This is a genomic window from Bacillus sp. BP-3 (genome assembly GCF_028401955.1).
GTDB lineage: Bacteria > Bacillota > Bacilli > Bacillales > Bacillaceae_G > Bacillus_A.
This window is the reverse complement of record NZ_JAQOTJ010000005.1, coordinates 139643-151753: the sequence shown is the minus strand read 5'-3', so window position 1 is coordinate 151753 and position 12111 is coordinate 139643. Positions and strand designations below refer to the sequence as shown.

Annotated in this window: 11 protein-coding genes and 1 other annotated feature; of the genes, 6 read left to right on the top strand and 5 right to left on the bottom strand. The window is 37.5% G+C overall.

The genetic code is table 11. The features are described 5' to 3' along the window. Positions 1-50: 50 nt before the first annotated feature. The 3 genes from PLX19_RS10665 to PLX19_RS10655 all read left to right on the top strand — a co-directional run bounded on the left by PLX19_RS10665 (position 51) and on the right by PLX19_RS10655 (position 4368). The gene (locus tag PLX19_RS10665) at positions 51-1244 is read left to right on the top strand and encodes an MDR family MFS transporter (RefSeq protein ID WP_272188561.1); all 1194 of its coding nucleotides are present in this window, start codon (positions 51-53) and stop codon (positions 1242-1244) included. Positions 1245-1294: 50 nt separating this feature from the next. Further along, positions 1295-1511, top strand: a binding site (T-box leader). A gap of 66 nt (positions 1512-1577) precedes the next feature. Further along, on the top strand, positions 1578-3986 hold the full coding sequence (gene leuS, locus PLX19_RS10660; RefSeq protein ID WP_272188560.1) for a leucine--tRNA ligase: 2409 nt from the start codon (positions 1578-1580) through the stop codon (positions 3984-3986). Positions 3987-4131: 145 nt separating this feature from the next. Then, positions 4132-4368: a hypothetical protein gene (locus PLX19_RS10655; protein ID WP_272188559.1), complete on the top strand. Its 237-nt coding sequence runs from the start codon at positions 4132-4134 to the stop codon at positions 4366-4368. 243 nt (positions 4369-4611) lie between these two features. Here PLX19_RS10655 and PLX19_RS10650 read toward each other — a convergent pair whose 3' ends face one another. The 5 genes from PLX19_RS10650 to PLX19_RS10630 all read right to left on the bottom strand — a co-directional run bounded on the left by PLX19_RS10650 (position 4612) and on the right by PLX19_RS10630 (position 9864). Then, positions 4612-5028, bottom strand: coding sequence for a haloacid dehalogenase (locus PLX19_RS10650; RefSeq protein ID WP_035436070.1), 417 nt, complete (start codon positions 5026-5028; stop codon positions 4612-4614). An 85-nt stretch (positions 5029-5113) separates the two neighbouring features. Then, on the bottom strand, positions 5114-5296 hold the full coding sequence (locus PLX19_RS10645) for a hypothetical protein (protein WP_272188557.1): 183 nt from the start codon (positions 5294-5296) through the stop codon (positions 5114-5116). Between the two features lie 101 nt (positions 5297-5397). Beyond that, positions 5398-6504, bottom strand: coding sequence for a Ger(x)C family spore germination protein (locus PLX19_RS10640; protein WP_272188556.1), 1107 nt, complete (start codon positions 6502-6504; stop codon positions 5398-5400). Beyond that, positions 6480-7574: a GerAB/ArcD/ProY family transporter gene (locus PLX19_RS10635; protein WP_272188554.1), complete on the bottom strand. Its 1095-nt coding sequence runs from the start codon at positions 7572-7574 to the stop codon at positions 6480-6482. Before PLX19_RS10635 ends, PLX19_RS10640 begins: the two co-directional genes overlap by 25 nt. A 16-nt stretch (positions 7575-7590) precedes the next feature. After that, positions 7591-9864: a spore germination protein gene (locus PLX19_RS10630; RefSeq protein ID WP_272188553.1), complete on the bottom strand. Its 2274-nt coding sequence runs from the start codon at positions 9862-9864 to the stop codon at positions 7591-7593. A gap of 253 nt (positions 9865-10117) precedes the next feature. Here PLX19_RS10630 and PLX19_RS10625 point away from each other — a divergent pair, with 253 nt between their 5' ends. The 3 genes from PLX19_RS10625 (at position 10118) to PLX19_RS10615 (ending at position 12081) form a co-directional block, all read left to right on the top strand. Next, on the top strand, positions 10118-11242 hold the full coding sequence (locus tag PLX19_RS10625; RefSeq protein ID WP_272188552.1) for an alpha/beta fold hydrolase: 1125 nt from the start codon (positions 10118-10120) through the stop codon (positions 11240-11242). A gap of 67 nt (positions 11243-11309) precedes the next feature. Further along, a complete protein-coding gene (locus PLX19_RS10620; protein ID WP_272188551.1) occupies positions 11310-11615 on the top strand; it encodes a rhodanese-like domain-containing protein in 306 nt (101 codons plus the stop codon). A gap of 241 nt (positions 11616-11856) precedes the next feature. Beyond that, positions 11857-12081: a spore germination protein gene (locus PLX19_RS10615; RefSeq protein ID WP_272188549.1), complete on the top strand. Its 225-nt coding sequence runs from the start codon at positions 11857-11859 to the stop codon at positions 12079-12081. Positions 12082-12111 lie beyond the last annotated feature (30 nt).

The window sequence follows — 12111 nt, the reverse complement described above, 5'->3', positions numbered from 1 at the left end:
TACAATTTTACTGTTATATAGGAACGAAAAAATAGAATAGGAGGGGAAATATGCCAAGGAAAGTATGGCTATTAGTAGCCGGGATGATTATTAATGTCACGGGTGCTTCTTTTTTATGGCCTTTTAATACGATTTATTTACATGATCATTTAGGAAAGTCGTTATCTGTGGCCGGAATGGTATTAATGATTAACTCGTTAACAGGAGTAATTGGTAATTTACTCGGCGGTACGTTATTTGATAAATGGGGCGGATATAAGTCCATTTTAGTTGGAATTGTGATTACATTATTAGCGATTCTAGGATTGGTATTTTTCCATGGCTGGCCATTTTATGTTGTTTGGCTGGCGTTAATTGGATTTGGTTCTGGAATGGTATTTCCGGCGATGTATGCGATGGTCGGAACGGTTTGGCCAGAAGGCGGCCGGAGAGCGTTTAATGCGATGTATGTTGGACAAAACGTTGGGATCGCTGTTGGAACAGCGTGCGGTGGTTTAGTTGCTTCTTATCGCTTCGATTATATTTTTTTAGCGAACTTTATTTTATACTTTATTTTCTTCTTAATCGCTTTTATTGGATTCCGTGGTATGGAAGATAAGGAAGAGAAACATGACAAAGTAAAAGAAAAAACGAAAAATGGTTGGTCGCTTACACCAGGATTCAAAGCGCTTCTTATTGTATGTGTAGCATATGCTTTATGCTGGGTTACGTATGTACAATGGCAAGGAGCGATTGCAACGCACATGCAGGAACTGAATATTAGTCTTCGCCACTATAGCTTATTATGGACGATAAACGGAGCGATGATTGTTTGTGCCCAGCCGTTAATAAGCATGATTATTAGCGCGATGAAACGTTCTTTAAAACAACAAATTATGATCGGAATTGGTATTTTTGCAGTGTCGTTTATCGTGTTAAGTCAAGCGCAGCAATTTACAATGTTTCTTGTCGCGATGGTGACATTAACAATTGGGGAATTATTTGTTTGGCCAGCTGTGCCAACGATTGCGAATATCCTTGCTCCAAATGATAAGCTCGGTTTCTATCAAGGTGTTGTAAATAGTGCAGCGACTGTTGGGAAGATGTTTGGGCCGGTTGTCGGCGGAGCAATTGTTGATTTATATAATATGGAAGTATTGTTTATTGCAATCATGGTAATGCTTGTAGTAGCAATTATCGCAACGAGTATTTATGATAAGAGAGTACGTGTTGAAGAAACAGAAGAAGAAAAAATTGCAGTTTAGTTTGACGGAACATGTAACTTGTTTTAGAATATACTTTAAATAACTCATATGTAATAACAGTGAGAAGGAGTAGTAGTAATAGAAACTGGTTTAGAGAGTTGACGGTCGGTGCAAGTCAATCCACGTTTCGTTATGAACTCGCCTTTGAGTTGCAGTTGTGAAACAGAGTAGCAATTGCCGTCTATCCACGTTACGGATCTAAGCGAATGTATGTATTACATTAATTTAGGGTGGTACCGCGGGAATCTATAACCTCTCGTCCCTTTCTGGGATGAGGGGTTTTTTGTATTTTTGGCGGTGAAAAAATATAGAAAATTTGAAGGAGGGTATTTCATGAGCTTCAATCATCAAGAAATTGAAAAGAAGTGGCAAGCGTATTGGGAAGAAAACAAAACATTCCGTACGCCAGATGAAACAGACAAACCGAAATTTTACGCACTAGATATGTTCCCGTATCCATCAGGTGCAGGGCTACACGTAGGACACCCAGAAGGATATACAGCAACGGATATTTTATCTCGTATGAAACGTATGCAAGGCTACAACGTTCTTCATCCAATGGGATGGGATGCATTCGGTCTTCCAGCAGAGCAATACGCACTTGATACTGGAAATAGCCCAGCAGAATTTACAGAGAAAAACATTAACACGTTCCGTAATCAAATTAAAGCATTAGGCTTCTCTTATGATTGGGACCGTGAAGTAAATACAACAGATCCAAACTACTACAAATGGACACAATGGATCTTCTTACAGCTATTTGAAAAAGGATTAGCTTACGTAGATGAAATCCCTGTAAACTGGTGCCCAGCACTTGGTACTGTACTTGCGAACGAAGAAGTAATCGATGGCGTGAGTGAGCGCGGCGGACATCCTGTTGAGCGTCGTCCAATGAGACAATGGATGCTGAAAATTACAGCTTATGCAGATCGTCTACTAGAAGATTTAGATGAGCTTGATTGGCCAGAGAGCTTAAAGGATATGCAGCGCAACTGGATTGGTCGTTCTGAAGGTGCAGAAGTTCACTTCGCTATCAACGGTACAGATGAGAAATTTACTGTATTTACAACACGCCCGGATACGTTATTTGGTGCAACGTACTGTGTACTGGCTCCAGAACACGCACTTGTTGCCGAAATTACAACAGCAGAGCAAAAAGAAGCAGTAGAAGCTTACATTGATTCTGTAAAAGCGAAAAGTGATTTAGAGCGTACAGAACTTGCGAAAGAAAAAACAGGCGTATTCACAGGTGCTTATGCGATTAACCCAGTAAACGGTGAAAAATTACCAATCTGGATCGCTGACTATGTACTTGCAAGCTATGGAACAGGTGCAGTAATGGCAGTTCCAGCACATGATGAGCGTGATTATGAATTTGCGAAAACATTTGATCTTCCTATGAAAGAAGTTGTAGAAGGCGGAGACATTACGAAAGAAGCACATACAGGTGATGGTGCACACATTAACTCTGCATTCCTAGATGGATTAAATAAAGAAGCAGCAATTACGAAAATGATTGAATGGCTTGAAGTAACAAGCGCAGGAAATCAAAAAGTAACATATCGTCTTCGTGACTGGTTATTCAGCCGTCAACGTTACTGGGGTGAGCCAATTCCAGTTATCCATTGGGAAGATGGCACAATGACAGCTGTGAAAGATGAAGAATTACCATTAGTTCTTCCGAAAACAGAGAACATTCGTCCATCTGGTACAGGTGAATCACCACTTGCCAACATTGATGAGTGGGTAAATGTTGTCGATCCTGAGACTGGTAAAAAAGGTCGCCGTGAAACAAACACAATGCCGCAATGGGCAGGTAGCTGCTGGTACTATTTGCGTTACATCGATCCAAACAACAGTGAAGCACTTGTAGATCCTGAAAAAGTAAAACAATGGCTTCCAGTTGATATTTATATCGGTGGTGCAGAGCACGCGGTACTTCATTTACTATATGCACGTTTCTGGCATAAAGTATTATATGATATTGGTGTGGTTCCAACGAAAGAGCCATTCCAACAACTATTTAACCAAGGTATGATTCTAGGAGAAAACAACGAGAAAATGAGTAAATCAAAAGGTAACGTTGTAAATCCTGATGATATCGTAGCAAGCCATGGTGCAGATACACTTCGTCTATACGAAATGTTTATGGGACCATTAGATGCTTCGATTGCTTGGTCTGAAAATGGCCTTGACGGAGCTCGTCGTTTCTTAGATCGTGTATGGCGTCTATTTGTTCAAGACAATGGTGAACTAAACGAGAAAATTACAGATGCACCAAACAAAAATCTTGAAAAAGTATATCACCAAACAGTGAAGAAAGTAACAGAAGACTATGAAGAGTTGCGCTTTAACACTGCAATTTCTCAAATGATGGTATTCATTAACGATGCATATAAAGCAGAAACTCTTCCGAAAGAATATGTAGAAGGTTTCGTGAAAATGTTAGCTCCAGTTGCACCGCACGTTGCGGAAGAACTGTGGAGCAAGTTTGGATATAACGAAACAGTTTCATATGTAAGCTGGCCAACATTTGATGAGTCTAAACTTGTAGAAGATGAAGTGGAAATCGTTGTTCAAATCATGGGTAAAGTACGTGCAAAGTTAACAATGAAAAAAGACGCATCAAAAGAAGAAATGGAACAACTTGCGCTGGAAGCAATTAAAGAACAAATTGAAGGGAAAACAGTTCGAAAAGTAATTGTTGTTCCTGGAAAACTTGTAAATATCGTAGCGAACTAATGACAAAGGGCACCTATTTTTAGGTGCTCTTTTTCTGTTTCAAACAGGGAATAAGAGCGGAATTATAGTACAGACAAACACCTATTTTCTCTTTTGGCAATATGATAACATCGACACGTTAAATTCGGAGGAAGAGGTGAAAGGAATGAATTATAATGAACAACGACAAATGCCAAGTCCATATGGTATGGGGGGATTTCCACAGGCGCAAGTAGGATATTATCCACATGGAGGCTATCCTTATGGTTATCAACATGTGGGATATCATCCATATCATCATCATTATCCATATCATCACCATGGTTATCAACATGTTATTTATCATCCGCATCATCACCATCATCATGGCCATCATTATGGCATGCCGTATCAAGGTCAATAAAATGTAAAATTTATCAACTATGTAAAATCTCCTTCTATGAAAGGAGATTTTTTATTTGGGAATGATAAAAAAGAAGGGGGTGTTACATATGGGAAAAGGTAGAAGTAACAATACTGGTCAAAGACAGCCTAATTTCGATGCAAATGCTTCGAAAGGAAAGCAACCCCAAATGGGAGATTCGAAAAAGAAATAGAGAAAAGGAGCCATTTAACAGGTGGCTCCTTTTCAAATGGAAATCATATATTATTTTTTTGCTTCTTGACGCTGACGTTCAATTTCGGCGCGAAGTTGTGGTTCTGGTGCTTCCCATCCTTCTGGTTTTAAAATTTTGCCGTCACCTTCACGGAAGCGTGGCTTACCGTCTGGGAATAATTTTGCCATGTTTGCATTGTTTACGATTTCAAACCCTTTATCAGGACGTACACCCATTTCTGCAAACGTTCCAAATGCAAAGTAAATTAAGTCAATTAGCGCATCATACTGATCTTCTACTGTATTTGCTTCTAAAAACTCTTCCAGTTCTTCTTGCATGAAGCTTGCACGAATTTTTGCACGCTCTTCTGTTAACTTTGTTGGTGCATCTGCAACAGGGTGACCGAATACTTCATGCATTTTCGCAACAAGTTCGTAACCTTTATCTAAACCTTTTTCGTTTGTCATGTTGTTTCATCCTCTCTCGTTCTTTTCCGATTGTTATTGTAACATGATTTTGGTTAGGGCAGTGCACATTCTACTTTTACAAATGCTATTCTTTTTTTTCCATTAAGGATAGCGCGATATCTATTCCAAACATTCCAATGATAAGTATCGGTACTGTTACAAGGAGATAACGTGTAAGGGAAGCGTTTTTTAAATAAGTATGAGCAAATAAAAAGACAGTACAAAAGAGAATGATATGAAACATAGGTTTTATTATTTTTTTAGGCATGAAATCCCCCCGTTTAAAACTCTTAACTTTGAGTATAGGGAATAAAATGTAATATGAAAAGCTATTTTGCGTTTGCTCCTCTTTCCAATTAAGAGGAGTTTTTATTCAATAACTCCTGAATTTGTAATATCAACTTCATATTGTACTTTTACAGGAACGTCTTTGTACATTTTTCTCCATTCTTTTAATTTAAACGGTCTGTATTTCTGCTTAAATCTGGCACCTAAAGCAAGTGGATCTGCACCTAGAGATTGAAGTTTTTTAACTAACTTTTCTCCATCTGTATTCAAGTTCTTTACAATGTCTTTTCGTATTTTTTCTACATTTTTTTTATTTTCTAAGTTCGTATGTTTCGAAATCTCTTGAATACGCGCTGCCATTTTTACGCGAATAACAAAGGAAGGTTTTCCATCCTTTACATATACATGATAAGAAGGAGAAGAACGAATATTGTTAATTACCGTATAGCCTAACTTTGTTTTAAATTCATGTGAGTCCAATTGACTTTTATCGAGGAGCGTTTTGAAAAGAAACATATCTTTTTCTTCTATTTTTCCCACATATTTATCCTGTTTGAAAACAGCCATACTTGTAACTTTAATGCTTTTCTTTTTTTTCTTTAATATAGGCATATACGTATCTTGTCCGTCACGATAATAACGAAAAGTTTGCATGTATAAATTATCGTTTGGTACGACACCTGTTTTCATATTATGCTCTAACATTTTTTTGATGTAGATTGCTACGTTAGAAGCAGTGTTGTATTTACCTGATAAAAGTTTTTCACCTTCTCCATTGCCGCCTCCTTCAAGGATACCAACATATACTAAGTTCCCGATATTTACATCGCGAATAAGTGTATCAAATACACTAGAGAGTCCTTTTTTAGCTAATTTTTCTGTGAAAAGAGTAACGCGTATTTGTCCGCTTGCAAGAGGTTGTCCAGATTCTAAAGAGGTTGTTGTTTTCACTTGTTTAATTGTATTTCCATAGCCTTTCAGTACTTGTACTTTATTCCCTTTTCTTTGAATTGGACAAACGTAAGTCACTTTTACTCTTCCGCGGTTTGAACCTGTATCTGAAGCGACATCAAAAACAGCACCTTGAATGAGGCTAATATCGTCTACGATATTTTTGGGAACACATGCTGTTGTCAAAAGTAAACATAAGCTAAAAAGGAATATTACTTGCTTCTTAGTGTTTGCCATTTCTTTTTCACCCACATTATAAGAAATAAGATTGGGATGTACACAAAAACAAGCCAAAAGCTTGCTTTTGATACATAAGTAATGAAATTATTAATGTCATGCCGTTCTGTTAGGAGTTGTGAAATAATGACGGTTATGAATAAGAAAGAAATTAATATGTACTTTTGTTTTACATGAAAGATTTCGTGTAATCCTCTTGTTGCAGCCCATAACGGCAAGATAATACTCGTAATGACAATGAGCGCGTAGCCAGAAATTGCAATATATTCTAGACGCTCAATGAAAGGAAGGTGAATGACTTGTGTGATAGATAGCTGTGACCAAATTGTTTTTGACAATTGTTTTTCGCTAAAAAATGAAAAAGCAAGGATTGTACTTAATAAATATAAAAAGTTAGAAAATAGAACGCCATATTGTGCAAATTTATGAGATTTCTCAGGCGTTTTGATAAATGGATACAGCATCAAAATAACTTCAAAACTAATCAATGTATAAGTCGATGCTTGAGCTGCTTTTAAAATATCTCCGAAAGAATGGGAGAACATAGGAAATAGGTTTCCGAAATTTCCATATTTAATGACTATAAATAGCTGCATGATATATCCACATGTAGCGACAACTGAAATAACACAAATGCCGGTCATAACTCGAAAACCAGATGAAATAATGTAATAACTAAGTATGGCTAAAAAGATTGTTAACTTCCATGTGGCTGCCGTTGGGAACATCCAAACTTGAATAATTTCTACGTACGTGCGCATAACGGAGACGCTGACAAGAAAGAAATATGCCATAAAGACGAGATTGAATGCATTGCCGATCCATTTTCCAAATAGATGTTGATGCAATGTAATCAAATTTCCATTTATACTTTCTAATAAACGGTATATCATCCACATTAGAATATGAATGATGATACCCGCAATGATAACGCCCATCCATGCATCGTATCCGGCAGCCTTTGCAATAATACGTGCAAATCCAAGAACACCAACACCGAATTGCGCACTATGGACTAAGAAAAAAACAAAAATGGGAGATACTTTATAGTTGATTTTAACTGTACTCATATGCGCTCCTCGCTTTTCACTCATCGAAATCTGTCATCCGTTTTGGAAACACTTCTTTGACATAACGCTGGGCATGTTGTGGTCTTCCTTGAACTCCGCGCGTATCTATTTCAGATAAGGGCATTCGTACGAGGGAGTCTTTCATCGACTGTTTGCGAAATGGATAAACAAACCCATACGGCTTTCGAAGGGATGATAATCGAAAAAGTCTTGTTAATAAAAAGATAAATCCTAGTGAAATTCCTAATAATCCCCATAACTCGGCAAGTATGAGAAAGGGAAAGCGCAGTAAACGAACCGCATTGCCCATTTGATAAATCGGTGTAATAAATGATGCAAGTGCAGATAAGGCGACGATGATTAATAAAATATTACTAGTCAATCCTGCTTGAACCGATGCCTGCCCAATCACGATACCCCCAACAATACCGAGCGTTTGCCCGACTTTCATTGGTAAACGTGCTCCTGCTTCGCGGAGAAGGTCAATAGCTAACTCCAGAAAAATAGCCTCTATTATAGGCGGAAATGGTACTTGCGCCCGCGATAAAATTAATGTCTCCAGCAAATCACTTGGAATTAATTCGTAATGATAACTAAGCACAGCTACATATAAAGGCGTTGCACAAATGGAAAATGTAACTGCGACAAAACGTAATAAACGAGAAAAAGTTGCATAAAACCATGTCACGCTGTAATCCTCAGGAGAGATGAAGAAATCCAGTAGAGATACAGGTGCTAACAAAACATTAGGTGAGCCATCAACGAATATAGCGATTTTTCCATCAATGAGCCCGTTGCTGACACGATCAGCCCGTTCTGTATTAATAAAAGTTGGGAAAATAGATGTATTGCCCATTAGATGGGGAATATAATAGCTATCATTAATTTGTTCATATTGTAGTGTGTTTAAGGTATCTTCTAAATATGTAACGCTTTCTTCTTCTGCTACATTACTCAAATACATCATAACAACTTTTGTTTTGGAGAATTCTCCAAGTACCAGCTCTTTTGTTTTTAGCTCAAGAACCGGTAAACGTTTCCGAACAAGGTTAATGTTTGTATCGATATCCTCTACAAATCCTTCTTGCGGTCCAATAACTGTTGATTCGTTCAATGGTATAGCCGGTAATCTATATTTCTCAATTGCAATATTTGCAAGTAGACATTCCGTATCATGTTCTTGTAGTTGAACAATGGCATGCCCCTTTAAGACCATCTCTTCAATTTTTTTTATGTCACTTGTAATGATGAGTCCGCTTATTGGAATCATTGCTTTTACTTCTTCTAGTGTTGGCGCAGTATGGTGCAATAAAGCAGGCATTAAATAATTTTGTAACCTCATACCATCCATTGACGTACGAAAATATGAAATCCAATACGGTTTAGTAGGGTCTTCAGAAGTATGATAGTGAACAAAATCGCTTGACTCTTGTAATTTTTGGATCAATTCTTGTAGTGAATGAACAGTTTCGTGCTCTGGCTTGCTAAAATTGAAAATGTTGTTTTCACTTTGCTTTGATTGTTGGTTTGCTTGCTGCTTGTTGTTTTGAGTTTGTTGTTGGTTTGCTTGCTGCTTGTTGTTTTGAGTTTGTTGTTGGTTTGCTTGCTGCTTGTTGTTTTGAGTTTGTTGCTGGTTTGCTTGCTGTTTATTGTTTTGAGTTTGTTGCTGATTTGCTTGCTGCTTGTTGTTTTGAGTTTGTTGCTGGTTTGCTTGCTGCTTATTGTTTTGAGTTTGTTGCTGGTTTGCTTGCTGTTTATTGTTTTGAGTTTGTTGCTGGTTTGCTTGCTGCTTGTTGTTTTCAGTTTGTTGTTGGTTTGCTTGCTGCTTGTTGTTTTGAGTTTGTTGTTGATTTTCTTGCTGTTTGTTGTTTTGAGTTTGTTGCTGGTTTGCTTGCTGCTTGTTGTTTTCAGTTTGTTGTTGGTTTGCTTGCTGCTTGTTGTTTTGAGTTTGTTGTTGATTTTCTTGCTGTTTGTTGTTTTGAGTTTGTTGCTGGTTTGCTTGCTGCTTGTTGTTTTCAGTTTGTTGTTGGTTTGCTTGCTGCTTGTTGTTTTGAGTTTGTTGCTGATTTGCTTGCTGTTTGTTGTTTTGAGCTTGTTGGTTTGTCTGCTGCTTGTTAACTTGAGCTTGCTGTTGGCTTGTCTGCTGTTTGTTAGTTTGAGTTTGTTGCTTCTTTGTTTGCGCTATTTGCTCATTGTTTGTTTGTTTATTTTGTTTCTTTTTTGTATCTGCATTGTTCTTCTCCACTTGTTTATTAGCGTTCTTTTTTTTGCGAAACCAATTGAAAAACATATGTATTCCCTCTTTATCCAAATAAGATAACTTTAGTCTGTGGGAATTTTTATATATTATGCATATATTTGTGTGTGAAAAAGTGAAATGTAAATAGCGAGGGAAGCACTTTTGGATACGTAATGATATGAGTTTTAGAGGAAATAATAATTGAACAAATAAAGGAAATGCGTTTTCTCTTTTTGAATAGTCTTCTGTAGTGCACTTCATTTGTTTTATGTAGAAACGAAGTGTGAATTAAGGAGGCGAAAAGATGTTATATGTACAAAAACAAGTATTTCGGCTAAAGAAATATACATTTGAAAACGGTGCATCAATTCCAATCCAAATTGGTTATGAAACATACGGTACGTTAAACCATGAGAAATCAAATGCTATTTTAGTGTGTCATTATTTTAGTGCGACGAGTCATGCAGCAGGAAAGTATACAGAGCAAGACTTAGTTCCAGGTTGGTGGGATGCATTAATTGGACCAGGAAAAGCAATTGATACAAATAAATACTTTGTTATTTGTACAGATAATCTTTGTAATGTACAAATGAAAAATCCTTATGTTGTGACAACAGGACCAAAAACGATAAATTCGGAAACAGGCGCAGAGTATGGAATGGAATTTCCGGTATTCACGTTTCGTGATATGGCTCGTATTCAGTATAAATTAATAAAGGACATGGGGATTACTAGGCTGCACACGGTCATTGGTCCATCAGCTGGAGGTATGATTGCACAGCAATGGGCCGTTCATTATCCCCATATGATGGAACGAATGATTGGCGTGATTACAAATCCGCAAAATCCAGTTGTAACGTCTATTAATGTCTTGCAACACGCAATCGATGCAATTCAATTAGATCCAGCCTGGAAAGAGGGAAATTACGGAGAGCAGCAGCCTGTAAAAGGGTTGCACTTAGCAGCGAAAATGATGTTTATAAATGCATATGATGCTCATTATTATGAAACGACATTTCCACGGGACAGTATAGAATCTGCGCCGTATCAAGATTTTTGTACATTAACTTCATTTGAAGAAGCAATTAATGCAATAACAGTACAGAATATCGCTTTTGTTGATGCAAATTCATGGATGTACACCGCAAAAGCAACTTTATTACATGATATTGCTCACGGTTTTCCTTCATTAGAGGAAGCGCTTCGGCAAATAGAAGCGAGCGTCCTAATGATTCCTTGTAAGCAAGATTTACTGCAGCCTCCCCGTTATAATTATAAGATGGTTGAATTGTTGAGAAAGAACGGGAAATTTGCAGAAGTATATGAAATTGAAAGTATATACGGACATATGGCAGGTGTGTTTGAGACGCATTTATTTGCCGGGAAAGTGCATCAATTTCTTAATCAACAAACCTCAAGTCTGATGTAACTCATACACATAACTTGTTTTCTAAGTGGTGCATGCTAAAATTGAGGAGAAAGAAGGAGGAGAGTTTATGACTGAAGTGAAAACTATTATGCCAGAAGAAGTACAAGAGCGTTTAGAAAAAGGTGAAACGCTCTTTTTAGTAGATGTGCGTGAAGATGAAGAAGTAGCATACGGGAAAATTCCAGAAGCAGTTCATATTAAAATGGGAGATATTCCGCATAAAGTAGACTTCTTTGATAAAGAAAATGAATATATTTTTATTTGTCGATCTGGCGTGCGCAGCGAAAATGTTTGTCATTATTTAAATGAACAAGGCTATAAGACACTAAACATGGTTGGTGGCATGATGCAGTACGAAGGAGAAGTAAAGTGAAACTTTAATCAGTGAAGAGCTCATTCCTACTGATTATCAGCCCTCACCAATCGGGCTTTTACGGGCAGTTTTCTTCCTTGTGCATCCCCACTTTACTGCCCGTTAATGCGGGATAAAGTAAGTTACTATTTCTTAAAATGTAATAATTCTTTTGAAAACTTGAAACGCGTCCGTTTCAAGTTTTTTTCTTTTGCATACAGTGTAGAAAGCAGGAGATATTGTTAAGGAAGGTGGTTCAAGGGTGAATTCACTTATTCGAAAAATCAAAATCATAAATAATAGAGGAGCAATCAACATGGGGGATTGTTACAATCTTTCTCCATTTTTTGTAAGGAAGGCATTTAGTGGTTCTGGTGGATCGAGCGTTGCGACATTCTTAAATGGGAGGTTAGCGCCGCCGATAACACCGCAAACTACTGAATTTACTCCGCCTCTACCAGTTGGTGCATTAACAGCGGGGGTATAATATATGAATTAAAAAAACGATATAAAAACC

Coding starts and splice junctions, on each gene's coding strand:
- PLX19_RS10665 (WP_272188561.1), top strand. CDS start 51: ATGCCAAGGAAAGTATGGCTATTAGTAGCCGGGATGATTATTAATGTC.
- leuS (WP_272188560.1), top strand. CDS start 1,578: ATGAGCTTCAATCATCAAGAAATTGAAAAGAAGTGGCAAGCGTATTGG.
- PLX19_RS10655 (WP_272188559.1), top strand. CDS start 4,132: ATGAATTATAATGAACAACGACAAATGCCAAGTCCATATGGTATGGGG.
- PLX19_RS10650 (WP_035436070.1), bottom strand. CDS start 5,028: ATGACAAACGAAAAAGGTTTAGATAAAGGTTACGAACTTGTTGCGAAA.
- PLX19_RS10645 (WP_272188557.1), bottom strand. CDS start 5,296: ATGCCTAAAAAAATAATAAAACCTATGTTTCATATCATTCTCTTTTGT.
- PLX19_RS10640 (WP_272188556.1), bottom strand. CDS start 6,504: ATGGCAAACACTAAGAAGCAAGTAATATTCCTTTTTAGCTTATGTTTA.
- PLX19_RS10635 (WP_272188554.1), bottom strand. CDS start 7,574: ATGAGTACAGTTAAAATCAACTATAAAGTATCTCCCATTTTTGTTTTT.
- PLX19_RS10630 (WP_272188553.1), bottom strand. CDS start 9,864: ATGTTTTTCAATTGGTTTCGCAAAAAAAAGAACGCTAATAAACAAGTG.
- PLX19_RS10625 (WP_272188552.1), top strand. CDS start 10,118: ATGTTATATGTACAAAAACAAGTATTTCGGCTAAAGAAATATACATTT.
- PLX19_RS10620 (WP_272188551.1), top strand. CDS start 11,310: ATGACTGAAGTGAAAACTATTATGCCAGAAGAAGTACAAGAGCGTTTA.